This window comes from Bradyrhizobium ottawaense, assembly GCF_900099825.1.
GTDB lineage: Bacteria > Pseudomonadota > Alphaproteobacteria > Rhizobiales > Xanthobacteraceae > Bradyrhizobium > Bradyrhizobium ottawaense_A.
On the sequence record NZ_LT629693.1, the window covers coordinates 7,495,899 to 7,519,832 of the forward strand.

The following is a 23,934-nucleotide window of genomic DNA, read 5'->3' on the forward strand; positions in this document are numbered from 1 at the left end:
GGATGGGAGCAGCCGCTGTATGCGTCGCCGCCGCGCTGGTCGCGTCGCCGGCGATTGCGCATGTCTCGCTGGAAACCAAACAGGCGACGATCGGATCGTCGTACAAGGCGGTGTTCGCGGTGCCGCACGGCTGTGCGGGATCGGCCACGACGAGGATCCGCGTCCAGATTCCGGAAGGGGTGATCGCCGCGAAGCCGATGCCGAAGGCCGGCTGGAACGTCGAGGCGATCAACGGCAAATATGCCGCCGAATACGACTTTCACGGCAGCAAGCTGTCCGAGGGCGTCAAGGAAGTGGTGTGGAGCGGCGGCAAACTGCCGGATCACCAATACGATGAGTTCGTCGTCTCGACGTTTATCACCGACGGGATGAAGCCGAACAGCACTCTGTATTTTCCGGTGGTGCAGGAATGCGAGCAGGGCGTGAGCCGCTGGATCGACATCCCCAAGGAAGGTGAGGCCCACGGCCACGGCAGCAAGTCGCCGGCGCCCGGCGTCATGCTGATGCCAAAACCGTAACGGCGCCAATGACGCGCTTGATCGCCGGCCTCGCGGCGCTGCTGGTGGCGCTCTGCTTTGCGACCGGCGCCTGGGCGCACGCGTCACTGGTCTCCGCGGAGCCGGCCGACGGCAGCGTGCTGTCCGAGGCGCCCACTACAGTACAATTGCGCTTCAACGAGAACGTGGCGCCGGCGGTGGCGAGCCTGATCGATGCCGCAGGCAAAGCGCACGACGTCACCATGCGTGCCGTCGATCAATCGGTCGTCATCGCGTTGCCCGAGAAGCTGCCGCGCGGCACCCAGGTCCTGAGCTATCGCGTGGTGTCGCAGGACGGCCACCCGGTGGCGGGATCGCTGGTGTTTTCGATCGGCGCGGTGACCGGCACTGCTATGCCGACCAACGCCGGTGCGATCTCCGTCACCACAGTTAGCCTGATCTGGCTGGCGCGGATCGGGGTCTATCTCGGATTGTTTGTCGGCGTCGGCGGCGTGTTCTTCGCCGCCTGGATCGGGTACGGGCCTTACGGCGCGACGACGATCCTTGGTTCGCTCGCGCTCGGCGTAGCCGGCGCGGTGGCTTCGCTCGGCCTGCAAGGTATCGACCTGCTCAACCTTCCACTCACAGCGCTTGCGACGTTGGCGCCCTGGAAGGCGGCGCTCGGCACCAGCCTTGGACCGTCGATGCTGATCGCGATCGCCGCGATGGCCGTCGCGCGGTTCGCCTGGCAAAGCCCGACCATGACGGTCGCCTGGGGGCTGACGTCGCTGGCGATGATCGGCGTCGGGTTTTCGCTGGCCACCAGCGGTCACGCCGCCACTGCGCCGCCGCAGTGGCTGACGCCGACGCTGGTGTTCGTTCACGGCATTGCGGTTGCTTATTGGGTCGGCGCATTGGCGCCGCTGGTGGTGATGGCTCGGCGGCGGCACAACGCCTTGCCGCGGGCGCTCCGGCAATTCTCGGCTGCGGCGGTGCCATTGGTGGGCCTGCTGGTGTTGACCGGCCTCGTGCTCGCGATCATTCAACTGGAGAGTTTTCGCGCGCTGATCGACACCTGGTACGGCATTATTCTGTTGGTGAAGCTCGTGCTGGTGGTCCTGCTGCTCGCGTTGGCGGTGCTGAACCGGTTCTTCCTCACGCCGGCGGTCGTGCTGGATGGTGAGAACACGCGGACATTGGGCGGATCGGTATTTCTGGAATTCCTGCTGGTGGTGGGCATTCTCATCGCGGTTGCCGGCTGGCGTTTCACGACGCCGCCGCGCGCGCTGGCCGATTCCGCCGCCACGCCGCTTGCGGTTCATATCCACACCGAGACCGCGATGTTCCAGGTGCTGATATCGCCGGGCAAAGTAGGCTCCGACGATTTCGTACTGCAACTGATGACGGGCGACGGCAGCAAGCTCCCGGCCAAGGAGGCGACGTTGACGCTGAGCCTGCCGGAGCGCGGCATCGAACCGATCGAACGCAACGCCGTGCTCGGGCCGGACGGTTACTGGCACGTCCGCGGCGTGCCGCTGCCGCAGCCAGGCCGCTGGCACATGCAGATCGATGCGCTGGTGACCGATTTCGAGAAGGTCACGCTGGAAGACGATTTCGAGGTGCGGTGATTGCTATCACCCATTATTGAGTAGCCCGGATGAGCGAAGCGACATCCGGGACAACTCTCGCACCGCCCCGGATATCGCTGCGCTCATCCGGGCTACAAGAAGGATTGCGTCGGACAAGTCGCTTCGCTCGCAATGACGGAGAAGTCGCGGATCACCTCACGCCGCTGCCGCAATTCACCGGCAAAACCAGCCGGAAATCGGCGTTTCCTGCGGCCTTTTCATAGCCTTCGGCCTTGTCTTTTCACACCCGATCCGGTTTCACTGCTCCTCCTTCGTGTCCCCAACTGATTCCCAGAGTTTGTCCATGCGATTGTCGCGGTTTTTCCTGCCTATCCTCAAAGAGAATCCGAAAGAAGCGGAAATCGTCTCGCACCGGCTGATGCTGCGTGCCGGCATGATGCGGCAGGAAGCGGCCGGCATCTATGCCTGGCTGCCGCTGGGATTCCGGGTGCTGAAGAAGATCGAGCAGATCGTCCGCGAGGAACAGGACCGCGCCGGCGCGCTGGAACTTCTGATGCCGACCTTGCAGCTTGCCGATCTCTGGCGCGAGAGCGGCCGTTACGACGCCTACGGTCCGGAGATGCTGCGCATCACCGACCGTCACAAGCGCGAATTGCTGTACGGGCCGACCAACGAGGAAATGATCACCGAGATCTTCCGCGCCTATGTCAAATCCTACAAGAGCCTGCCGCTCAACCTCTACCACATCCAGTGGAAGTTCCGCGACGAGCAGCGTCCGCGCTTCGGCGTGATGCGCGGCCGCGAATTCCTGATGAAGGACGCCTACTCATTCGACATCGACGAAGCGGGGGCGCGGCGTTCCTATAACCGGATGTTCGTCGCTTACCTCAGAACCTTCGCGCGGATGGGGTTGAAGGCGATCCCGATGCGCGCCGAGACCGGCCCGATCGGCGGCGATCTCAGCCACGAGTTCATCGTGCTCGCCGAGACCGGCGAGTCCGGCGTCTATTGCGACAGCGACGTGCTCAACCTGCCGGTCCCCGGCGACGACGTCGATTACGACGGCGATCTCACCGATATCATCAAGCAGTGGACCTCGGTCTATGCCGCGACCGAGGACGTTCATGACGCCGCCAGATTCGACGCCGAGGTGCCGGCGGAAAAGAAGGTCCACACCCGCGGTATCGAGGTCGGCCAGATCTTCTACTTCGGCACCAAATATTCCGACGTCATGAAGGCCATGGTCGCCGGCCCTGATGGCGTCGACGTGCCGATCCATGGCGGCTCCTACGGCGTCGGCGTATCGCGCCTGGTCGGCGCCATTATCGAGGCCTGCCACGACGATGCCGGCATCAAGTGGCCGGAAGCGGTGGCGCCGTTCACCGCCGTGATCCTGAATCTGAAGCAGGGCTCGGAAGATACCGATGCGGCCTGCGAGAAGCTTTATCGCGAACTCGAGGCCAAGGGCGTCGATGTGCTCTACGACGACACCGACCAGCGTGCCGGCGCGAAGTTCGCCGCCGCCGACCTGATCGGCATTCCCTGGCAGATTCTGGTGGGCCCCAAGGGGCTTGCCGAGGGCAAGCTCGAGATCAAGCGACGCAGCGACGGGTCGCGCGAGAATCTCAGCCCGGCGGAAGTGGTGGCGCGGATAACCGGATAAGTTTATCCACGGAGTGGCCGTTAATGTTGGCCAGTCCGGCCACATTTGGCCCCGAATCATGGGATTATCGAGCGATGGATGAGACCATGAACGAAACACTCCGAACCCCGCCTTTTGCGGCCTTCGAATGGCTGCTGTCCGGGCGTTACCTGCGGGCGCGGCGCAAGGAAGGCTTCATCTCCGTCATCGCCGGCTTTTCGTTCCTCGGCATCATGCTCGGCGTTGCCACGCTGATCATCGTGATGGCCGTGATGAACGGCTTCCGCAAGGAACTCTTGGACAAGATCCTCGGGCTGAACGGGCATTTGCTGGTGCAGCCGCTGGAATCGCCGCTGACCGACTGGAAGGACGTCGCCGAGCGGATCAGCGGGGTTCAGGGCATCCGGCTGGCGGCGCCGGTCGTCGACGGTCAGGCGCTGGCGTCCTCGGCCTTCAACGCCTCCGGCGTCCTGGTCCGCGGCATGCGCGCCGATGACCTCAACAACCTCACCTCGATCGCCTCGAACATCAAGCAGGGCACGCTGGAAGGCTTCGATGACGGGCAGGGCGTCGCCATCGGGCGGCGGCTCGCCGATCAGTTGTCGCTGCATGCCGGCGACAGCATCACGCTGGTGGCGCCGAAGGGGGCCGTGACCCCGATGGGCACGACGCCGCGGATCAAGCCCTACCGGATCGCGGCGGTGTTCGAGATCGGCATGTCCGAATACGATTCGAGCTTCGTGTTCATGCCGCTGCCGGAGTCGCAGGCCTATTTCAACCGCAAGGACGACGTTACCGCGATCGAGGTGTTCACCGACAACCCCGACAAGATCGACGCCTACCGCAAGGCGGTGACGGAGGCCGCGGGACGGCCGGTATTCCTGGTCGACTGGCGGCAGCGCAATTCGACCTTCTTCAACGCGCTGCAGGTCGAGCGCAACGTGATGTTCCTGATCCTGACCATGATCGTGCTGGTCGCGGCCCTCAATATCGTCTCCGGCCTGATCATGCTGGTGAAGGACAAGGGCCAGGACATCGCGATCCTGCGCACCATGGGCGCCTCGCAGGGCTCGATCATGCGGATATTCCTGATCACCGGCGCCTCGATCGGCGTCGTCGGGACCTTCGTCGGCTTCATGGTCGGACTGCTGATCTGCCTCAATATCGAATCGATCCGGCAGTTCCTGTCGTGGCTCACCAACACGCCGTTGTTCGATCCGACGCTGTATTTTCTGTCCCGCCTGCCGGCCGAGATCGATTTCGGCGAGACCGCCGCGGTCGTGATCATGGCGCTGACGCTGTCGTTCCTGGCAACGCTCTATCCTGCCTGGCGCGCGGCGCGGCTCGATCCCGTCGACGCGCTTCGGTATGAGTGAGGACGAGATGGCCGAGGGGGCGGAAGACGTACCGGTTATCTATCTCCACGAGATAAAACGCGAGTACAGGCAGGGCGAGGCGACGCTGACCATTCTCAACGGCGCCAAGCTGGCGCTGTGGGCGGGGCAATCGGTAGCGCTGGTGGCGCCGTCGGGGTCGGGCAAATCGACGCTGCTGCATATTGCGGGCCTGCTGGAGACCCCCGACGACGGCGAGGTCTATATCGGGGGCGCGCCGACGTCGCAACTATCCGACATCGACCGCACCCATATCCGGCGCACCGACATCGGCTTCGTCTATCAGTCGCACCGGCTGCTGCCGGAATTCACCGCGCTGGAAAACGTGATGCTGCCGCAGATGATTCGCGGCCTCAAGCGCGCCGAGACCGTGGCGCGCGCGACGGAAATCCTGGCCTATCTCGGCCTCGGCGACCGCATCACGCACCGGCCGGCCGAACTTTCCGGCGGCGAACAGCAGCGGGTGGCGATCGCGCGCGCGGTCGCCAATGCGCCGCGGGCGCTGTTGGCGGACGAGCCGACCGGCAACCTCGACCCGCACACGGCCGATTATGTCTTCAACGCGCTGATGCAGCTGGTGAAGGCGACGCGGGTCGCGATGTTGATCGCAACCCACAATATGGAACTCGCCGGCCGGATGGACCGCCGGGTGTCGCTGGTCGACGGTCAGGTCGTCGAACTCGATTAGCGTCAGTAGACGCCGCGATGCCGCCTGCGCACCGGCCCGTATTCGGAAGCGTTTGCGAAATAGGGGTTGACGACGCATTGCGCCGAACGCCCCGAGGCTGACATGTTGCATTGAGGCAGCGAGGTATAGTTGCACTCATAATAGCTGATCGGGCCATAAACATGGAGACAGACCGGGTAGTTCGAACCGTAGGTCTGGGCATGCGCCGGCGCGGCGAGCGATATGGCTCCGAGGGCGAGAACGGCCAAAGCTGTAATGCGCATCAAAAGTTCCTTCGTGACAGGCGGTTGTGATTGGTTGGCGGTTCGGCCTTTGACAGTTCGGCCTTGGCGCCGAAATAGGGATTCGAGGCGCAGGTCGCATCGCGCCCGGAGGCGGTCGCCTGACATTGCGCGAGCGACGAGAAGCTGCAATCGCCGGCGCCTCCGCCGAAATCGCAGCCCTTGATGCAGAAGGCCATCTCGCGCGCCGCCGCCGGCGTCGCAACTGCCGCCGCGACAGCGAGGCCCGCCATCAGCGCCCGCAATGCTCTCGGCATGCTTTCCTCCGTCACGGCTTGTCGAATTCTGACGGACAGCAGACAATCCGGCCGCGTCCGCGTCAAATCACGTTCACGCGCAGGCATTTCGTCACGCGCGCTGCGAAATTTGATGGCGTTCGGAGGAATAAATTTCGAGACGCTCAGTAGCGCGGATAGCCGTAGGCGGGCGGCAACGTGCGGCCGGGCAGGGGCCGATAGCCGGCCGGCGGCGCGTCGTTGGTGCCGACATAATAGGGATTGGCGATGCAGGACAGAAGCCGCCCCGACGCCGTCGCCTGGCACTGCTCGTAACTCGTGAAGGTGCAGTTGCTGAGACCCGGCTGGTCGTTGCCCTGGATGCAGAACGGATAGCGGGTGCCGACGGCTGCGGCGGGGGCCGTGCCGAGTGCGGCCAGCGCGCTCGCGGCCAGCAACACAAGAATCGCTCTACGCATTTTCGTATCTCCTCGAGTCCATCGGCGCATCTTCGGTTCCATGGCACCGACAGAACTGCGACGCTTGCCTTCTCATCAACACAATCTCTGCCGCAATACCGCGGTGAAATTCAAATGTGAAATTTTTGCGGCAAGTTCGGCGCACAATGTGTCGAAAAATGCCTGTAACGCATCATTAACTTACGCCTTCACCAAAGTCGTTTCGCATTCGCTGTTGCTGTGAGGTTACAGCAATTTGGTTAGAGAATGCTATCAGACTGTGCACGGCCTTGGGGGCTGTACAACTTGGAACGGGAATAAACTAATGAAGAAGATTTTGCTTGTTACGGCCAGCCTGATCGCGCTCGGCGCGGCGGCGCCGGCAGTCGCTGCGGATCTCGCTGCGCGTCCTTACACCAAGGCGCCCGCGATGATCGCCGCTGTGTATGACTGGAGCGGTTTCTACATCGGCGCCAACGGTGGTTGGGGTTCGAGCCGCAATAGCTGGGATTCGGTCGCACTGGGCGCGGTGGGCCCCGAGGGTTCCCACACTGCAAACGGCGGCACCGTCGGTGGTCAGGTCGGCTATCGCTGGCAGGCCGGCACCTGGGTGTTCGGTTTGGAAGCGCAGGGCAACTGGGCTGACTTCAAGGGCAGCAACGCCAGCACGCTGTTTGGCCCCGGTTTCGTGAACAACTCGAAGACCAACGCGTTTGGCCTGTTCACCGGTCAGGTCGGCTACGCCGCCAACAACTTCCTGCTCTACGTCAAGGGCGGTGCAGCTGTGACCTCGAACAGCTACCGCATCAATACGGCTCCGGGCGCACTCTTCGGAACCACTGCCGATGACACCCGCTGGGGTGGCGCGATCGGCGTCGGCGCCGAGTATGCCTTCGCTCCGAATTGGTCGGTTGGTCTCGAATACGACCATCTGTTCATGCAGGACAAGACCTACAGCTTCACCAATGGAGCTGGCTTGGTGGTTGGCAGCGATCGCATCCGTCAGGACATCGATCTGGTCACCGCTCGCCTGAACTACAAGTTCGGTGGCCCGGTCGTCGCAAGGTACTGATTTCGCGCGCTTCGGCGCACGATCAAGACAGAAAGCCCCGGGCATTGCCCGGGGCTTTTTTGTGTGTGCCGAGTATGAACGACAGCTTGGAGGTGGAAGTCCTCTATCCAGCCTGATGACGGCGAAGGATTAGTGAAGCGCAAGGGCGTCACCGCGAGGTGGGGTCTGAAGAAAGCGTGGAGCAAAACCGCGGCTCGATGGACAAGTACCGGATAACGAGGCCTACCCGGGCGGACGAGCGAGCACATGATCGCGAAGTCCATGGTCATCAAGGGCCGGGGTGGTAAATCCGGCGGGCGTGCGGCGAAGGCGGTCGGTCTTACCTCGGGAGGTCTGCGCGGTGTCCCGGCAACGGGACTGAGGCTGTCGTAAGGCGGCCTGATCGCCGCGCAGAAGTCAGCAGAGGGCATAGTAGGCGGTCGCGCGCCGCCGAAGGCCTGAACGGTGGAAGAGGTCAGTAGAGCGGCAATCTCGTGCAGACCGTGCAGCAGAAGACACAGCAAACACTGGACTTGGGCCGCGACGCGTCGGGTGAAGCCCGAAGCGCCCCCTCCCAAGGGACTGAAGCCGGCACGGCGAAAGCCTGTCTCGAACGCCCGGCGGTCGCGGGACCGTCGATGGAAGTAGTGATCGAGCGTGAGAACCTGAAGAAAGCGTTGGCGCGAGTAACGCGCAACAAGGGTGCGGCGGGCGTCGACGGGATCACCGCCGGCGAACTGCCGGCCTACCTGAAGGAGCACTGGCTCGCGATCCGAGCCCAACTGCTTGAGGACACCTACCAGCCACAGCCGGTGCGGCGGGTGGAGATACCGAAGGCGTCGGGCGGCCTGCGGCCGCTCGGCATTCCGACGGTGCTCGACCGGTTCATCCAGCAGGCGGTGATGCAGGTGCTGCAAGCGGACTGGGACGGAACGTTCTCCGAGACAAGCTTCGGCTTTAGGCCGGGCCGCTCGGCGCATCAGGTGGTGGAACGGGCGCAGGCGTATATCGCGTCCGGGCATGCCGTCGTCGTGGATATCGATCTGGAAAAGTTCTTCGACCGGGTCAACCACGACATCCTGATGGGGCTGGTTGCCAAGCGGGTCGCTGACAAGCGCCTCCTGAAGCTCATCCGCGCATTCTTGAATGCGGGGGTGATGGAGGGAGGACTGGTCAGTCCGACGGAGGAGGGTACGCCGCAAGGCGGACCGCTCTCGCCGCTGTTGTCGAACCTGATGCTGGATGTGCTGGACAAGGAATTGGAGAAGCGCGGTCACCGCTTCGTGCGCTATGCTGATGACTGCAACATTTATGTGCGCAGTCAGAAGGCGGGCGAGCGGGTACTGGCCGGCATCGAGAAGTTCCTGGAAAAGCGTCTCAAGCTCAAGATCAACAAAGCCAAGAGCGCGGTCGCCAAACCGAGTGTCCGCAAGTTCCTGGGCTTCAGCTTCACCGGCGGGAAAGAGCCACGGCGGCGCATCGCGCCGCAGGCGATCGCCCGCTTCAAAGCAAAAGTCCGGGAGCTGACGCGGCGCACGTGCGGGCAAAGCCTCGCGCAGATCGTCAAGAAGCTGTCGGTCTACCTGATCGGGTGGCGCGGCTACTTCGGCTTCTGCCAAACACCGTCAGTGTTGCGCGCGCTTAATGAGTGGCTCAGGCGGCGGTTGCGCGCCATCGCCTGGAAACAATGGAAACGGGGTGACACTCGCTTTGCCGAGTTGCGACGTTGCGGCGTCGGCCGGGATCTGGCGGCACAAACCGCCGGCAGCCCACATGGCCCTTGGCGGCTCGCAAACAGCCCCGCGCTCACCATCGCCATGCCAATCGCGTTCTTCAGTGCACTCGGCCTAACTTCCGTCGCGGCACCACAGACCGCATGATCCACCGAACCGCCGGATACGGACCCGTATGTCCGGTGGTGTGGGAGGGGCGGAGCTGTGAGGCTCCCCCCTATCCCGATTGGGCGGACCGGCCAATTAACCATCGGAAATTGTCGCCCCGCGACCACTGAACGGGGCCCTTGACTCCTGGAACAAAAAAGGAACAATGTTCCTCATATGTTCTCATACGGAGTCGGGTTCATGTTGAGGTTGTTCGTGGAAGAAGCGGCGGCGCTGGCATCGATTTCACTGTTTATCGGCATGATTGCGGTCTGGGCGCAGGTGATTCCCCAGCTCTGAAATGGCGGGCCGGAACCGGCCTTTTGCGGGTCTGGAAATGCCTGCTGGGGAAAAGCCGGATGGCGGGCGCGCCGGTCGCGTTCCGCGTGGACTCTGCAAGGCCAAGGCATCACCATTGCGGCGCGCGAGTCGGCATTCGCGGAGGGCTTCTGCTTTCCCGAGAGCGTGACGAGCGCACCCATCCACTTTGCCAGAGCCCGTTAAACAGCCATGTCCAGTGCCGGATTCGTCCATCTCCACGTTCATTCGGCCTATTCGCTGCTGAAGGGTTCGATCAAGATCGCCAAGCTCGGCGAACTGGCCAAGGCGGACCGTCAGCCGGCGCTGGCGCTGACCGACACCGACAACATGTTCGGGGCGCTGGAATTCTCCGACAAGATGGCGGGCTACGGCATCCAGCCGATCGTCGGCCTCGAGCTCGCGATCGATTTCGGCGACCAGGACCCCAATGCGCGCAACGTGCTTTCGGCAGCGCCGTCGCGCATCGTGTTGCTGGCGGCGCGCGAGCGCGGCTATCGCAGCCTGATGCGGCTGAACTCCCGGGCGTTCCTGGAAACGCCGATCCATCAAGCGCCGCATATCAAGCTCGAATGGCTCGAGGGCGATGCGGAAGACCTGATCGCCCTGACCGGCGGCCCCGAGGGGCCGATTTCGCTGGCGCTGCACGCCGATCAAGCCGCGCTTGCCGCAACGCGCTGCGACCGGCTCGCGGACCTGTTCGGCGATCGGCTCTATGTCGAATTGCAGCGTCACGGCATCGACCGGGAACGCCGCGTCGAGAGCAGCCTGATCGATCTCGCTTATGCCAAAGGCCTGCCGCTGGTTGCGACCAACGAGCCTTACTTCGCCGCCAGTGACGACTACGAAGCCCACGACGCGCTGCTCTGCATCGCCGGCGGAAAACTGATCGCCGAAACCGATCGCGACCAGCTCACGCCCGACCATCGTTTCAAGACCCGCGCCGAGATGGCGGTGCTGTTCGCCGATATTCCGGAGGCGCTGGCGTCCACCGTCGAGATCGCCGAACGCTGCTCGTTCCGGCCGATGACGCGCAAGCCGATCTTGCCGCGCTTCACCGTCGGCGCCAGCTCCGGATCCGATGCCGTGGGCGAGGAAGCCACTGAGCTGAAGCGCCAGGCGGAGGAGGGGCTCGCGCGGCGGCTTGCGGTCCATGGCCTGTCGCAGGGCACGACGGAAGAGGATTATCAGAAGCGTCTCGCCTTCGAGATCGACGTCATCAACCGCATGAACTATGCGGGCTACTTCCTGATCGTTTCCGACTTTATCAAATGGGCCAAGGCCCATGACATTCCGGTCGGTCCGGGCCGCGGCTCCGGCGCGGGATCGCTGGTCGCCTATGCGCTGACCATTACCGACCTCGATCCGATCCAGTTCGGCCTGCTGTTCGAGCGCTTCCTCAATCCGGAACGCGTTTCGATGCCCGACTTCGACATCGACTTCTGCCAGGACCGCCGCGGCGAGGTCATCGACTACGTGCAGCAACGCTACGGCCGCGACCAGGTGGCCCAGATCATCACGTTCGGTACGCTGCAGGCGCGCGGCGTGCTGCGCGACGTCGGCCGCGTCTTGCAGATGCCCTACGGGCAGGTCGATAAACTCACCAAACTCGTCCCGCAGAATCCCGCGGCGCCGGTGACCCTGGCGGCCGCGATCGAGAGCGAACCGAAGTTGCAGGCCTTCCGCGACGAGGATGCCGTGGTGGCGCGCGCCTTCGACATCGCCCAGCGCCTCGAAGGCCTGACGCGGCACGCTTCGACCCACGCCGCCGGCATCGTGATCGGCGACCGGCCTTTGAGCGAACTGGTGCCGCTCTATCGTGATCCCAAATCCGACATGCCGGTGACCCAGTTCAACATGAAGTGGGTCGAGCCGGCGGGTCTCGTCAAATTCGACTTCCTCGGCCTGAAGACGCTGACCGTGCTCGACGTCGCGGTCAAGCTGCTCAAGCAGCGCAACATCCATATCGATCTGCCGACGCTACCGATCACCGATGCCGCAAGTTACCAGATGCTGGCCAAGGGCGACGTGGTCGGCGTGTTCCAGGTGGAAAGCCAGGGCATGCGGCGGGCGCTGGTCGACATGCGGCCCGACCGCTTCGAGGACATCATCGCGCTGGTGGCGCTCTATCGTCCCGGCCCGATGGCGAACATTCCGACCTATTGCGCGCGCAAGCATGGCGACGAGGAGCCGGAATATCTGCATCCGATGCTCGAGCCGATCCTGAAGGAAACCTTCGGCGTCATCATCTACCAGGAACAGGTGATGCAGATCGCCCAGGTGATGGCCGGCTATTCGCTCGGCGACGCCGACCTGTTGCGCCGCGCGATGGGCAAGAAGATCCGCGCCGAGATGGAAAAGCAGCGTGCGATCTTCATCGCCGGCGCGGTGAAGAACGGCGTGCCCAAGGGGCAGGCCGATACGATCTTCGAACTGCTGGCCAAGTTCGCCGACTACGGCTTCAACAAGAGCCATGCCGCAGCCTATGCGCTGGTGTCCTATCACACCGCCTATATGAAGGCGCATTACCCGGTCGAGTTCCTGGCGGCGTCGATGACGCTCGAACTCAACAACACCGACAAGCTCTCGGAATTTCGCGCCGAGGCGCAGCGGCTCGGCATCAAGGTCGAATCGCCCAACATCAATCGTTCGGGCGCGACCTTCGAGGTCGGCGACAACACGATCTACTACGCGCTGGCGGCGCTGAAGGGCGTTGGTCCTGCGGCGGTCGAACTCATTGTCGAGACGCGGCGCGAAGGGCTGTTCACGTCGCTGGCCGATTTCGCCGCGCGCGCCAACCCGCGTGCCATCAACAAGCGGGTGATCGAAAGCCTCGCCGCAGCCGGCGCCTTCGATACGCTGGATGCCAATCGCGCGCGGGTATTTGGCGGCGCGGAAGCGATCCTGGCCGCCTGCCAGCGCAGCCACTCGGCCGCAACGCTCGGCCAGAACGACATGTTCGGCGGCGCGTCCGACGCGCCGACCATCATGCTGCCGCAGCTCGAGCCCTGGCTGCCGGCCGAAAAACTCCGTCGCGAATACGATGCCGTCGGCTTCTTCCTGTCCGGCCATCCGCTCGACGACTACGCGACCGTCCTGAAGCGGCTGCGGGTGCAATCCTGGGCGGAATTCTCGCGCGCTGTCAAAACCGGCGCCACCGCTGGCAAGGTCGCAGCGACCGTGGTCTCGCGCATGGAACGGCGCACCAAGACCGGCAACAAGATGGGCATCATGGGCCTGTCCGACCCGACCGGCCATTTCGAAGCCGTGCTGTTTTCCGAAGGCCTCGCGCAGTACCGCGACGTGCTGGAGCCGGGTGCTGCGGTGTTGCTGCAGCTCGGCGCCGAACTGCAGGGCGAGGATGTGCGGGCGAGGGTGCTGCATGCCGAGCCGCTCGATGCCGCCGCGGCCAAGACGCAAAAAGGCCTGCGGATTTTCGTTCGCGACACCAAGCCGCTGGATTCGATCGCGCGGCGGCTGAACATGCCGGAAGCGGCGCCGCCCGGCGGCCAGGCCAGGGGCGCGCCGGCGAAGCCTGCGCCCGCGCCGGCGGGCGGAGCCGACGGCGATGTCTCGCTCGTCATCATGCTCGACCTCGAAACCGAGGTGGAGATGAAGCTGCCGGGCCGCTTCAAGGTCTCCCCGCAGATCGCCGGTGCGATCAAGGCGGTGTCGGGCGTGGTGGACGTCCAGACGCTTTGATGGAACTTGGCGGGCCCCTGCACGCGGTCCGGAGACGTTGCTGAACCGGATTTCATTCAAGTAATGTTCAGACAGGCAGGCGCTCCATGTGCGCGTGCGTTTGAATCGCGGTGGGGACACAGGATCATGCGACTGACAGCAAGGGTGTCGATCTTTACGGTATGTCTGCTTGTCGTGTCCGGGTTTCCGGCGCTCCTGAGTTCTGCCTTCGCCCAGCAGCAGCCGGAAAAGCGCATCGCACTGGTGGTCGGCAACGGCGCGTATGCGAAGTCGCCGCTGGCGACCGCGGCCAATGACGCCGGCCTGATCGCGCAAACCTTGCAGGCAGCGGGGTTCGATGTGATCGGCGCCCGCGACCTCGATGGCGACACCCTGCGCAAGAGTTTCCGCGATTTCGTCCAGAAGGCTCAAGCCGCCGGGCCGGGCACCGTGGCGATGGTTTATCTCGCCGGCTACGGGCTGCAGCTTGCCGGTGAGAACTATTTCGTGCCGGTCGACTCCGCGATCAACCGCGAGACCGACATTCCGATCGAATCCTTGCGGATCAGCGACTATATCCGGCAGCTCGCATCGCTTCCGCTCAAGGCCAGCATCGTCGTGCTGGATGCGGCGCGGCAGCAACCCTTCGTCGAGGGGCAGATCGCAAGCGGCCTGGCGCTGGTGGAGGCGGATCCGCATATGCTGATCGCCTATAACGCGGCGCCGGGCACGGTCGCACCGCCGGAGCAGGGGCCGTACGGCGCCTACGCCCAGTCGCTCGCCGAGATGATCCGCGCCGGCGGATTGCCGCTGCAGGAAGTTTTCAACCGCGTGCGGCTGCGCGTCAACGAAGCAACCAAGGGCGCGCAGGTGCCGTGGGATTCGCAGAAGCTCGACGCCCAGTTCGTGTTCTTCGACCGTGCGCCGGATGCGCCGGCGCAGGCGCCGCCGGATCAGGTCGCCGCTCTCCGCAACAAGCCGATCCGCGATCTCGGCGTGCAGGATGCCTACACCGCGGCGGTCGAGCGCGACACGCTGCAAGGCTATGAGGATTTCCTGATCGCCTATCCCGGCGATCCACTGGCCCGGCGCGTGCGCGCCATCGTCGCCGCGCGGCGCGAAGCGATCACGTGGGGTCGGACCTACCGGGCCGACACGCCCAACGCCTATTGGTCCTATCTGCGGCGCTATCCGCGCGGGCCACACGCCGGCGACGCGCGCCGCCGCCTTGCCATCCTCACCGCACCGCTGGAGCCGCCGCCGGCATTCGCGGTCATGGACTACGATGTACCGCCGCCGCCGCCCGAAGAGATCGTCTACGTCGATCGCCCGGTGCTGGTTTTCAGCGATCCCGAGTTTGATTTTGCGCCGCCGCCGCCGCCGCCGTTCTATTACCTGCCGCCGCCGCCGCCGGATTTCATCGTATTGGAGCCGCCGCCACCACCGATCGGGCTTTTCATCCTGCCGCAGCCGCTGTTCGTGCCGATTCCAGTCTACGTTCAAGCGCCGGTCTATGTGGCGCCACCGCCGAACAACATCATCTACGCCAACATTCACAATACGACCGTCATCAACACCGTCATCAACCAGCGGCCTCTGCCGGCGCCGACAGGGCCGGGTGGTACCGCGCTCCCCTCCGCCAAAGGCGCCGCGCCGTCACCGGCCGTACCTGCACCCGGGCCCGCCGGCGCTACGGCCGCGCTGCCACCCGCGGTCGCGCAAAAGGCCTCGCTGATCCAGCAAGGCAAACTGCCAATGCCTCCGAGCGCATCGATAAACCCTGCCGCGAAGGCCGGTACAGCGGGCGCGCCGGTTGGCCGGATTGCCCCGGCGAATGCGCCGCAGCCTGCGAATGTGGCCCCGAACGCGCTGCCGCAAGGCCAGGCGTTGCCGAAGGCCAATTCGTTGCCGGTGCCCGGCGTCAAAGGTGCGCCGCCGCTACCGCCGGCTGCAGGGACCCCGCCCGCGAATGCGACCAATCCCAGTGTGAAGCTGGCGCCGCAGCAACCGGGAGCAGCACCTCCGGCAGCGGTTTCGAATGCACCTGCCGCCGCCGGCACACCGAGGGTACCGGCAGGGGTGGCAGCCCCGCCGAAGCCGAACAGCCTGGCGCCTGTCCAGGGGGCAAACGCAAAGCCAACGGTGGCGCCGCAAGCCGTGAGCAGGCCGGCGGCCGTTCAACCGCCACCCAAGCCCTTGGCAGCTCTTCCTCCGAAGCGGACAACCATTCAGCCGGATGTGCGCCGGGCGACGCCGCCTCCGCCGCGTCCGGCTCCCCAGATGGCGAGGCCCGCCCCGCCGCCGCCTCGGGTCGCTTCACCGCCGCCGCCGCGGATTGTCGCGCCGCCGCCCCGGATGGCCGCGCCGCCGCCTCCGCGGCCGGCTCCGGCACCTCAGATCGCCCGGCCGGCGCCACCCCCACCGCCGCCACGTCCGGCGCCGCCACCACCGCGTCCGGCGCCGCCAGCCGCAGCCAAGAAATGCCCGCCGAACGTTCCGCGGTGCTGAGGCAAAGCGCTGCCGGTCAGGGCTGGATCTGACCGGAGCTGCGCAGGGTCGCCGGGGAAAAGGGCGGCCCACCGACCGATCGAAATGAATATGCGGCGTGAATCGCCGCGGCGTTGTTGCGCCTCGCCAGGTTCAGGTGAGTTCGCACCGGCCGTTTGACGTGGTCGACGTTCGGACGCTGCAGCGCAGCTTCAACTGGCCGAATAGATCGGGACAGGCTCGCACGCGCCGGGCTACAGCGACCGCGCGATCAGGAGCTTCATGATCTCGTTGGTGCCGCCGTAGATCTTCTGGATGCGCGCATCCACGAACATCCGTGCGATCGGGTATTCCTCCATGTAGCCGTAGCCGCCGTGAAGCTGCAGGCACTCGTCGGCGGTCTCCACCTGCTTCTGCGAACACCAGTATTTCGCCATCGACGCGGTAACGGTATCGAGCTGGCCGGCGACGAGCTGTTCCACGCACCAGTCGACGAAGACGCGCGCGATCATGGCCTCGGTCTTGCGCTCGGCTAGAGCATTTTCCATTTTCTGTGAATCGAAGGGATTCCCATTGAGCTGCGAATAAGATTCTGTGGCCTTCTCGGACTGAGGAGGCTGGCAATGGGGTATTCGAACGACTTACGAATTCGAGTGATCCAGGTTGTTGAGGGTGGCGCGGCGGCGCGGGCTGCGGCAAGACAGTTTGTGATTGGGGATTCGACGGCGATCCGCTGGGCACAGCGCTGGCGGGAGACCGGTAGCTTTGAGGCCAAATCCAACAAGGGTCAGAGCCGGTCGCCGTTGAAGAAGCATGAGGAATGGTTGCTTGGGTTGGTTCGGCAGGAACCGGACCTGACTCTGGAAGAGATCCAGCGCCGTCTGCTCGATGAGCATCAACAAAAGGCGGGAATCGGGTCGGTCTGGCGGTTCTTCGACCGCCACGGCATCAGCTTCAAAAAAAAGCGTTCGGGCGGCCGAGCAAGATCGGCCTGACGTCGCCGCGGCGCGGACGGCATGGGCGGACAATCAACCCAAGCTCGATCCCGACCGACTGGTCTTCATCGACGAAACCGGCACCTCGACCAAGATGGCACGGCTGTACGGCCGGGCTCCGCGCGGCGAGCGGCTGGTCGGCAAAATCCCGCATGGTCACTGGAAAACCAGCACCTTTGTTGCGGGCCTGCGCTCCACAGCCCTTACCGCACCATGCGTCATCGACGGCCCGATGAACGGCAATGCCTTCCTCGCCTATGTCGAACAGGTCCTGGTACCGACCCTCAAGCCAAACGACATTGTCGTGCTGGACAATCTCAGTGCCCATAAGGTGCCGGGGATACGTGAAGCGATCGAAGCTGCAGGCGCAAAGCTGCTTTACCTGCCTCCCTATTCGCCGGACTTCAATCCGATCGAGCAGCTCTTCGCAAAACTCAAAGCCTTGTTACGAAAGGCTGCCGAGCGCTCCGTGGAGAGCCTCTGGAACCGCATCGCCTGCCTGCTCGACGCCTTCCTGCCGGACGAATGCGCCAACTACTTCCGCAACTCCGGATATGCCGCATGCTAGGTGGAAAATGCTCTAGCGTGAAGGCGGTATTCTGAAATTCGATGATCGGTTGACCGAACGCCTTGCGCTCCTTGGTGTAATCGACCGTCAGCTTGACCGCGCGTTCCATCGAAGCCACGGCGCCGACGGCCAGTGAGAGCCGCTCCTGCGGCAGTTGCTGCATCAACTGGACGAAGCCGTTGCCTTCCTCGGTTCCGAGGAGGTTTTCCGGCGGCACCACCGCGTCGTCGAAGAACAATTCCGAAGTGTCCGACGCGTGCAAGCCGATCTTGTCGAGGTTGCGGCCGCGCCGAAAACCTTCATTGCCCTCGGTCTCGAGCACGATCAGCGATAATCCCTTGGCGCCGGGCCCGCCGGTGCGCGCGACCACGACAATCAGGTCGGCGGCCTGACCATTGGTGATGAACGTCTTCTGACCGTTGATGACGTAATTGTTGCCCTGCTTGCGCGCCGTGGTCCGCACGCCCTGCAGGTCGGAGCCGGTACCGGGTTCGGTCATGGCGATGGCGCCGACGAATTCACCGCTTGCCATCTTCGGCAGCCAGCGGCGTTTCTGCTCCTCGGATCCGTAGTTCAGGATGTAGTGCGCGACGATGGCACTATGCACCGAAACCCCGGTCGTGACTTCCGGCACCACGGTTTCGATGTCCTCGATCACGGCGGCATCGTAGGCGAAACTGGCGCCGAGGCCGCCGTAGACTTCCGGCACGCTCGGCAGCAGCGCGCCCATTTCGCCGAGCGCGCGCCACGCGGAGCGGTCGACCATCTTCTGGTCGCGCCATTTCTGGGCATGCGGCGCCAGGTCCTTGGCGAGAAATTTTCGGAATTGCTCGCGAAAGACGTCGAGTTCTTCGGTCATCCACGATGAGCGATAGGGCATAAGTCCTCGCTTTAGATGATGAGACCGCCGCCGGCGACGATCACTTGTCCGCTGATATAGTTCGATTCCGGGCTGCAGAACAGATAAACGGCATCGGCGGCTTCTTCCGCTGTGCCGCCGCGTCCGAGCGGAATCATTTTGGCCATCGCATCGAGCATCTGCGGCTGGACCCCGACCTTGATGTCGCGGCCGGCGACGTCGATGGTCTTCTGCTGGGCTTCGATCGGCTGGGTCAGGCGGGTATTGATCAGGCCAAAAGCCACGCAATTGACGTTGACCTTGTAACGTCCCCATTCCTTGCACAGCGTTCGCGTCAGCCCAATCAGGGACGCTTTGGCCGACGAATAGCTCGCTTGGCCGGCGTTGCCGTAGAGCCCGGCGATCGAGGAGATGTTGACGACCTTGCGGAACACCTCGCGGCCGGCCTCGGCTTCCTTCTTCGCCATGATGCGGATCGGCTCGGACGCGGCGCGCAGCAGGCGGAACGGCGCCACCAGATGCACGTCGAGCATGGCCTGGAACTGCTCGTCGGTCATCTTCTGGATGGTCGAATCCCAAGTGTAGCCGGCGTTGTTGACGATGATATCGAGCCCGCCAAAAGTTTCCATGGCGGTGCCGACGAAGCGATCGGCGAAGCCGGTCTCCGAGACGCTGCCATTGACGGCGATCGCTTCGCCGCCTGCGGCGACGATTTCGGCGGCGACGGCGTCGCCCGGCGCCGCATCGAGATCGTTGACCACGACCTTCGCGCCTTCATTCGCGAGTTTCAGCGCGATGGCGCGGCCGATGCCGCGCCCCGATCCGGTGATGAGCGCGACCTTGCCCTTGAGCTTCGACATCTGTTTTCCTTCAGAGCGTGATGATGGCTTCACCGGCGAGCTTGACCTCGCCGGTTTCATCCTTGGTCGTCAGCGCCAGCCTGATCCGGCTTTCGCCGTTGTCCGCGAACAATTCGGTCACGTGACCTTCGCAGGTCAGGCGCGCGCCAAGCTGGGTGATGGCGGCAAAACGCGTGGCGAACGAGCGGATGCGGTGGGGCGCGATCGCGTCGGTCAGCGCCTGGCCGAGATAGGCCATGACCAGCATGCCGTGCGAAAATACGTCCGGGAAGCCGGCGGCCTTGGCGAAATCGATGTCGACATGGATCGGATTGTGGTCACCCGATGCGCCGCAATACAGGGCAAGCGTATGGCGCGTGATCGGCGGGAAGGTCTTGTGGACGATACGGTCGCCGACCGACGGTGGCCTGGTTGCTGTCTCGTTCATGACCCCGTCCTAGTTCCGCACGACAATGGTGCGCGCGGTATCGGCGACGTGCGCGCCGTGCTGGTTGGTAACAGCGGTTTCCACCACCACCATGGTCATCGCGCCGCCCTTCTTGTCGGTGACGTCGGCGACGCGCGATTGGAAGGTCAGGGTATCGCCCACGACCACGGGGGCGTGGTAGCTGAAGCGCTGTTCGCCATGCAGGACGCGGGCTAGATCGATGTTCAATTCGGTCAGGAATTCGAACGGACGTTCGGCATCCATCAGTTCGAGACAGAACAGATAGGTCGGCGGCGCCGGCATCGCCGAATAGCCCGCGGCGCGCGCGGCGGTCTCATCGCGATACACCGGATTCTGTTCCCCGAGCGTGTTGAGGAAATACCGAAGGCGCCCGGGTTCGACGCGCGCGGTGACCGGCGTAAAGCTGCGCCCGATGGCTGATCGATCGACCATGTCGCTGTCTCACGCCCGCTCGTACAAGGTGACCACGCAGGCACCGCCGAGGCCGAGATTGTGCTGCAGCCCCAGCCGCGCGCCGTCGACCTGGGTCGCGGCGGCATTGCCACGCAATTGACGCGTCAGTTCGTAGCATTGCGCGAGGCCGGTGGCCCCAAGCGGGTGGCCCTTCGACAGCAGGCCGCCGGAGGGATTGGTCACGGTCTTGCCGCCATAGGTGTTGTCGCCGTCGTCAATGAAGCGTGCCGCGCCGCCCTCGGGACAGAGGCCGAGCGCCTCATAGGTGATCAGTTCGTTGTGCGCGAAGCAGTCGTGCAGTTCGACGACATCGATATCTTCGGGGCCGACGCCGGCAGTCTCGTAAACGCGCCTGGCGGCCGCCTGCGTCATGTCGAAGCCGACCACCTGCATCATGTCGCCTGCCTTGAAGGTCGAGGCGGTGTCGGTGGTCATGGCCTGGGCGGCGATCCGGACATCCTTGCGCAAGCCATGCTGGCTCGCGAATTTCTCCGAGACCAATACGGCGGCTGCACCGCCGCAGGTCGGCGGACACGCCATCAGCCGTGTCATCACGCCCGGCCAGATCACCTGATCGTTCAAGACGTCATCGGCGGTGAGCTCCTTGCGGAACAGTGCCAGCGGATTGTTCTTCGCATGCCGGCTCGCCTTGGCGCGGATCTTGGCGAACGAGGCCAGCGGCGTTCCATACTTCTTCATGTGGCTGAGACCGGCGCCGCCGAAATACCGCAGCGCCAGCGGGATATTGCGGGCGTCGACCAGTTCATCGGTCACGGCGTCGAAATCCTCAAACGCACTCGGCCGGTCGGTGAAGACGGCGCCGAGCGCGCCGGGCTTCATCTGCTCGAAGCCGAGCGCCAGCACGCAATCGAGCGCGCCGGATTCGATCGCCTGCCGCGCCAGGAACAGCGCCGTCGAGCCGGTGGAGCAGTTGTTGTTGACGTTGATGATGGGAATTCCGGTCATGCCGACCTGATACAGCGCGCGCTGGCCGCAGGTTGAATCGCCGTAAACGTAGCCCGCATAGGCCTGCTGGATCATGTCGTAGCCGACCCCGGCATCGGCCAGCGCCAGCGCAGTCGCTTCCGCGCCCATCACGGGGTAGGGCGCGTTGGCGCCGGGTTTGACAAAGGGGATCATGCCGACGCCGGCAACATAGACGCGAGAGGTCATGGCGCGCTCCGTAAATTACCGATTGGACTTTTTGTTACCCGTGGGTAATATATCGATCAGCCCGGCCCGTCAATGCGACGCAGGCGACAATCGAACAGGCGATAATCGACATGGATGCACCGTCACCTTCCGCCGATCCGTCGCCATGGATGCCGTTCGAGAGCCGGCGCCGCGCGCGCGACGAGAAGCGCGAGGCGGTGCTGAGAACCGCCGTGCAACTGTTCCTCGAGCAGGGCTATCACCGCGTCACACTGAACGATGTCGCCGAACGGCTGAACATCACCAAACCCGCGCTGTACAATTACTTCCGCAGCAAGGACGAGATATTGTTCGAATGCTGGGCGCTCGGACAGGAAAGCGTCGATAAATTGATCGCCGAGATCAACAAAGGCGGCGGCACGGCGCTCGCCAAGCTGCGCAAGCTGATCCATGCCTATGCCGAGGTCATGACGACGGACTACGGCGCAAGCCTGGTGCGGTTCGATCCGCGCGACCTGACCGAGGCAAACCGCAAGACCGTCCGCGCCGCAAAGAAGCGGATCGACCGCACGTTTCGCAGATACCTCGCCGACGGAGTCACCGACGGCTCGATCAAGCCCTGCGATCCCAAGCTTGCGGCGTTTGCGATTGCAGGTTCGCTGAACTGGATCGGTCACTGGTACCAGCGGGACCGGGCCTGGTCGGGAGAAGCCGTTGCCGGCCAATTCGCGGTTCAACTGACCGAAGGGCTCGCCGCATCGCCGGCGCGGAAGCGAAGCCCCGTGACATCAAAAAGCCGGCCGGCGAAGGGAGGGCGGAAATGAACATTACCCATGGGCTGCGGCAGGCGTTGCAGGTCAACCCCGACGGGCTGGCGACGGTTTTCGGCAGCCGGCGTCGGAGCTGGCGGGAGATCGGCGAACGCGTGGCGCGGCTGGCGTCAGGCTTTCACGCGCTCGGCGTCAAGACCGGCGACCGTGTCGCTATCCTGTCGCTGAATTCGGATCGCTATCTCGAAGTCTATCTCGCCACCGGCTGGGCGGGCGCCGTCGTGGTGCCGCTCAACATCCGCTGGAGCCCGCTTGAGAATGAAGACGCGATGCGCGACTGCCGGGCCAACGTGCTGCTGGTCGACAAGGCCTTCGCGCCGATCGGCGCCGCGCTGACAAAGGTGATCGACGGCCTGACGCTGATCTATGCCGACGACGGCGATGCGCCGGAGGGCATGCTCGATTACGAAGCCTTGTTGCGCCGGAGCGATCCGGTAGCGGACGCGATGCCCGGCGCGTCGGACCTCGCCGGCATTTTCTACACCGGCGGCACCACCGGCCGGTCCAAGGGCGTGATGCTCAGCCACGGCAACCTGATGGCCAACGCCATGAACGCGCTGGCCGAGGGTCTGTTTGGGGGCGGGGCGATCTATCTGCATGCCGCGCCGATGTTTCATCTCGCCAATGGCGCCGCGATGTATTCGATCCTGCTGAGCGGCGGCTCCAATGTCATCGTCTCCGGCTTCACACCGGAGGGCGTGATGGCGGCGTTCCAGAACGAGCGCGTCACCGACGTGCTGCTGGTGCCGACCATGATCCAGATCATGGCCGATCATCCCGCGCTCGGCTCCTACGACACATCGAGCGTCAGCAACATCGTCTACGGCGCGTCGCCGATCAGCGAAGCCGTGCTCGACCGCGCGATGGCGGCATTTCCGAACGTCCAGTTCACCCAGGCCTATGGCATGACCGAACTGTCGCCGATCGCCACGCTGCTGCACTGGAACGAGCATATCGGAGATGGCCGCGCCAAAAACCGGCACCGGTCGGCGGGCCGGGCGTCGCTCGGTTGCGAGGTCCGGATTGTCGATGCCGAGAACAGGCCGGTGCCATCAGGAACGGTCGGCGAAATCATCGCCCGCGGCGACAATGTCATGATGGGCTACTGGGAGCGTCCGGAAGAAACCGCGCGCGCCGTCGTCGATGGCTGGATGCATACCGGCGACGGCGGTTACATCGACGAATACGGCTTTGTGTTCGTCGTCGATCGCGTCAAGGACATGATCATTTCCGGTGGCGAGAACGTCTATTCGACCGAGGTCGAGAACGCCCTGGCGCAGCATGCCGCGGTCGCGCAATGCGCGGTATTCGGCATTCCGAGCGAGCAATGGGGCGAACAGGTGCATGCCGTCGTGGTCAGAAAGCCGGGCGCCGATGTCGAGGCCGCAACCTTGATCGCCTTCTGCAAAGAGCGGATCGCCGGATACAAATGCCCGCGTTCGGTCGAGATCCGCGACGAGCCGCTGCCGCTGTCCGGTGCGGGAAAGATACTGAAGCGCGAACTGCGAAAACCGTTCTGGGAAAACCGCAAGCGCATGGTGAGCTGAGGTCGCGTCATCGAGCCACCGGCGCGCGCACCCTGGCTGCCATCCCGGCGGGCAGGGGCTCC

General features: G+C 64.3%; 20 protein-coding genes and 2 pseudogenes. 12 read left to right on the forward strand and 10 right to left on the reverse strand.

The features are described 5' to 3' along the window. Positions 1 to 2: 2 nt before the first annotated feature. The 5 genes from BLR13_RS35395 to BLR13_RS35415 all read left to right on the forward strand — a co-directional run bounded on the left by BLR13_RS35395 (position 3) and on the right by BLR13_RS35415 (position 5,789). Positions 3 to 518: a YcnI family copper-binding membrane protein gene (locus BLR13_RS35395; RefSeq protein ID WP_074832681.1), complete on the forward strand. Its 516-nt coding sequence runs from the start codon at positions 3 to 5 to the stop codon at positions 516 to 518. An 8-nt stretch (positions 519 to 526) separates the two neighbouring features. After that, complete coding sequence (locus BLR13_RS35400; RefSeq protein ID WP_074832683.1) at positions 527 to 2,104, forward strand: copper resistance CopC/CopD family protein; 1,578 nt, start codon at positions 527 to 529, stop codon at positions 2,102 to 2,104. Between the two features lie 304 nt (positions 2,105 to 2,408). Beyond that, complete coding sequence (gene proS / locus BLR13_RS35405) at positions 2,409 to 3,728, forward strand: proline--tRNA ligase (RefSeq protein ID WP_074832685.1); 1,320 nt, start codon at positions 2,409 to 2,411, stop codon at positions 3,726 to 3,728. Positions 3,729 to 3,802: 74 nt separating this feature from the next. Next, positions 3,803 to 5,083, forward strand: a complete 1,281-nt coding sequence (locus BLR13_RS35410; protein ID WP_074832688.1) for a lipoprotein-releasing ABC transporter permease subunit — start codon at positions 3,803 to 3,805, stop codon at positions 5,081 to 5,083. Positions 5,084 to 5,090: 7 nt separating this feature from the next. Next, entirely contained in the window at positions 5,091 to 5,789 is a 699-nt protein-coding gene (locus tag BLR13_RS35415; RefSeq protein WP_074832834.1) for an ABC transporter ATP-binding protein, read from the forward strand. 2 nt (positions 5,790 to 5,791) lie between these two features. Here the strand turns inward: BLR13_RS35415 and BLR13_RS35420 are convergent, their stop codons facing one another. From BLR13_RS35420 to BLR13_RS35430, 3 genes are all read right to left on the reverse strand, one after another. Further along, entirely contained in the window at positions 5,792 to 6,052 is a 261-nt protein-coding gene (locus BLR13_RS35420; RefSeq protein WP_074832691.1) for a DUF3551 domain-containing protein, read from the reverse strand. Further along, entirely contained in the window at positions 6,052 to 6,327 is a 276-nt protein-coding gene (locus tag BLR13_RS35425; RefSeq protein WP_074832694.1) for a DUF3551 domain-containing protein, read from the reverse strand. The genes BLR13_RS35420 and BLR13_RS35425 overlap by 1 nt, the downstream gene beginning before the upstream one ends. 143 nt (positions 6,328 to 6,470) lie before the next feature. After that, entirely contained in the window at positions 6,471 to 6,764 is a 294-nt protein-coding gene (locus BLR13_RS35430) for a DUF3551 domain-containing protein (protein ID WP_074832697.1), read from the reverse strand. 304 nt (positions 6,765 to 7,068) lie between these two features. Here BLR13_RS35430 and BLR13_RS35435 point away from each other — a divergent pair, with 304 nt between their 5' ends. Both BLR13_RS35435 and ltrA read left to right on the forward strand, forming a co-directional pair. Beyond that, a complete protein-coding gene (locus BLR13_RS35435; protein ID WP_074832700.1) occupies positions 7,069 to 7,815 on the forward strand; it encodes an outer membrane protein in 747 nt (248 codons plus the stop codon). A gap of 473 nt (positions 7,816 to 8,288) precedes the next feature. Continuing rightward, entirely contained in the window at positions 8,289 to 9,674 is a 1,386-nt protein-coding gene (gene ltrA / locus BLR13_RS35440) for a group II intron reverse transcriptase/maturase (RefSeq protein ID WP_244525003.1), read from the forward strand. A 173-nt stretch (positions 9,675 to 9,847) separates the two neighbouring features. On the opposite strand, the gene BLR13_RS41245 is transcribed toward ltrA, so the two are convergent. Next, positions 9,848 to 10,156 carry a hypothetical protein gene (locus tag BLR13_RS41245; protein WP_172805581.1) on the reverse strand — a complete coding sequence of 103 codons (309 nt, stop codon included), beginning with the start codon at positions 10,154 to 10,156 and terminating at the stop codon, positions 9,848 to 9,850. Between the two features lie 28 nt (positions 10,157 to 10,184). Here BLR13_RS41245 and dnaE point away from each other — a divergent pair, with 28 nt between their 5' ends. Then, positions 10,185 to 13,694 carry a DNA polymerase III subunit alpha gene (gene dnaE, locus BLR13_RS35445; protein ID WP_074832703.1) on the forward strand — a complete coding sequence of 1,170 codons (3,510 nt, stop codon included), beginning with the start codon at positions 10,185 to 10,187 and terminating at the stop codon, positions 13,692 to 13,694. A gap of 126 nt (positions 13,695 to 13,820) precedes the next feature. Continuing rightward, positions 13,821 to 16,181: a caspase family protein gene (locus tag BLR13_RS35450; protein ID WP_074832707.1), complete on the forward strand. Its 2,361-nt coding sequence runs from the start codon at positions 13,821 to 13,823 to the stop codon at positions 16,179 to 16,181. A 233-nt stretch (positions 16,182 to 16,414) separates the two neighbouring features. On the opposite strand, the pseudogene BLR13_RS35455 reads toward BLR13_RS35450, so the two are convergent. Beyond that, positions 16,415 to 16,762: pseudogene (locus BLR13_RS35455) on the reverse strand (acyl-CoA dehydrogenase family protein); the annotation flags it as partial. A gap of 15 nt (positions 16,763 to 16,777) precedes the next feature. Here BLR13_RS35455 and BLR13_RS35460 point away from each other — a divergent pair. Further along, positions 16,778 to 17,723 (forward strand): IS630 family transposase gene (locus BLR13_RS35460; protein WP_143039769.1). Its coding sequence is split into 2 segments (ribosomal slippage): positions 16,778 to 17,115 and positions 17,114 to 17,723, totalling 948 coding nucleotides; the frame shifts between segments, so codons are not numbered across the junction. A 13-nt stretch (positions 17,724 to 17,736) separates the two neighbouring features. On the opposite strand, the pseudogene BLR13_RS35465 reads toward BLR13_RS35460, so the two are convergent. The 5 genes and pseudogenes from BLR13_RS35465 to BLR13_RS35485 all read right to left on the reverse strand — a co-directional run. Then, a pseudogene (locus BLR13_RS35465) lies at positions 17,737 to 18,603 on the reverse strand (acyl-CoA dehydrogenase family protein); the annotation flags it as partial. An 11-nt stretch (positions 18,604 to 18,614) separates the two neighbouring features. Continuing rightward, positions 18,615 to 19,442 (reverse strand): SDR family NAD(P)-dependent oxidoreductase, encoded by an 828-nt coding sequence (locus BLR13_RS35470; protein WP_074832709.1) that lies wholly within the window; start codon positions 19,440 to 19,442, stop codon positions 18,615 to 18,617. A 10-nt stretch (positions 19,443 to 19,452) separates the two neighbouring features. Next, the gene (locus BLR13_RS35475; RefSeq protein ID WP_074832712.1) at positions 19,453 to 19,869 is read right to left on the reverse strand and encodes a MaoC family dehydratase; all 417 of its coding nucleotides are present in this window, start codon (positions 19,867 to 19,869) and stop codon (positions 19,453 to 19,455) included. 9 nt (positions 19,870 to 19,878) lie between these two features. Next, positions 19,879 to 20,322: a MaoC family dehydratase N-terminal domain-containing protein gene (locus BLR13_RS35480; protein WP_074832714.1), complete on the reverse strand. Its 444-nt coding sequence runs from the start codon at positions 20,320 to 20,322 to the stop codon at positions 19,879 to 19,881. A gap of 9 nt (positions 20,323 to 20,331) precedes the next feature. Continuing rightward, positions 20,332 to 21,516, reverse strand: coding sequence for a lipid-transfer protein (locus BLR13_RS35485; RefSeq protein WP_074832717.1), 1,185 nt, complete (start codon positions 21,514 to 21,516; stop codon positions 20,332 to 20,334). A gap of 110 nt (positions 21,517 to 21,626) precedes the next feature. On the opposite strand from BLR13_RS35485, the gene BLR13_RS35490 reads away from it, so the two are divergent. Beyond that, entirely contained in the window at positions 21,627 to 22,319 is a 693-nt protein-coding gene (locus BLR13_RS35490; RefSeq protein ID WP_074832720.1) for a TetR/AcrR family transcriptional regulator, read from the forward strand. Beyond that, a complete protein-coding gene (locus BLR13_RS35495) occupies positions 22,316 to 23,872 on the forward strand; it encodes an acyl-CoA synthetase (RefSeq protein ID WP_074832723.1) in 1,557 nt (518 codons plus the stop codon). The genes BLR13_RS35490 and BLR13_RS35495 overlap by 4 nt, the downstream gene beginning before the upstream one ends. The last annotated feature ends 62 nt before the right edge of the window (positions 23,873 to 23,934 follow it).

Coding starts and splice junctions, on each gene's coding strand:
- BLR13_RS35400 (WP_074832683.1), top strand. CDS start 527: ATGACGCGCTTGATCGCCGGCCTCGCGGCGCTGCTGGTGGCGCTCTGC.
- BLR13_RS35480 (WP_074832714.1), bottom strand. CDS start 20,322: ATGGTCGATCGATCAGCCATCGGGCGCAGCTTTACGCCGGTCACCGCG.
- BLR13_RS35430 (WP_074832697.1), bottom strand. CDS start 6,764: ATGCGTAGAGCGATTCTTGTGTTGCTGGCCGCGAGCGCGCTGGCCGCA.
- BLR13_RS35475 (WP_074832712.1), bottom strand. CDS start 19,869: ATGAACGAGACAGCAACCAGGCCACCGTCGGTCGGCGACCGTATCGTC.
- BLR13_RS35435 (WP_074832700.1), top strand. CDS start 7,069: ATGAAGAAGATTTTGCTTGTTACGGCCAGCCTGATCGCGCTCGGCGCG.
- BLR13_RS35410 (WP_074832688.1), top strand. CDS start 3,803: ATGGATGAGACCATGAACGAAACACTCCGAACCCCGCCTTTTGCGGCC.
- BLR13_RS35415 (WP_074832834.1), top strand. CDS start 5,091: ATGGCCGAGGGGGCGGAAGACGTACCGGTTATCTATCTCCACGAGATA.
- BLR13_RS35485 (WP_074832717.1), bottom strand. CDS start 21,516: ATGACCTCTCGCGTCTATGTTGCCGGCGTCGGCATGATCCCCTTTGTC.
- BLR13_RS35425 (WP_074832694.1), bottom strand. CDS start 6,327: ATGCCGAGAGCATTGCGGGCGCTGATGGCGGGCCTCGCTGTCGCGGCG.
- BLR13_RS41245 (WP_172805581.1), bottom strand. CDS start 10,156: ATGGGTGCGCTCGTCACGCTCTCGGGAAAGCAGAAGCCCTCCGCGAAT.
- BLR13_RS35495 (WP_074832723.1), top strand. CDS start 22,316: ATGAACATTACCCATGGGCTGCGGCAGGCGTTGCAGGTCAACCCCGAC.
- BLR13_RS35450 (WP_074832707.1), top strand. CDS start 13,821: ATGCGACTGACAGCAAGGGTGTCGATCTTTACGGTATGTCTGCTTGTC.
- BLR13_RS35470 (WP_074832709.1), bottom strand. CDS start 19,442: ATGTCGAAGCTCAAGGGCAAGGTCGCGCTCATCACCGGATCGGGGCGC.
- BLR13_RS35395 (WP_074832681.1), top strand. CDS start 3: ATGGGAGCAGCCGCTGTATGCGTCGCCGCCGCGCTGGTCGCGTCGCCG.
- proS (WP_074832685.1), top strand. CDS start 2,409: ATGCGATTGTCGCGGTTTTTCCTGCCTATCCTCAAAGAGAATCCGAAA.
- BLR13_RS35490 (WP_074832720.1), top strand. CDS start 21,627: ATGGATGCACCGTCACCTTCCGCCGATCCGTCGCCATGGATGCCGTTC.
- BLR13_RS35420 (WP_074832691.1), bottom strand. CDS start 6,052: ATGCGCATTACAGCTTTGGCCGTTCTCGCCCTCGGAGCCATATCGCTC.
- dnaE (WP_074832703.1), top strand. CDS start 10,185: ATGTCCAGTGCCGGATTCGTCCATCTCCACGTTCATTCGGCCTATTCG.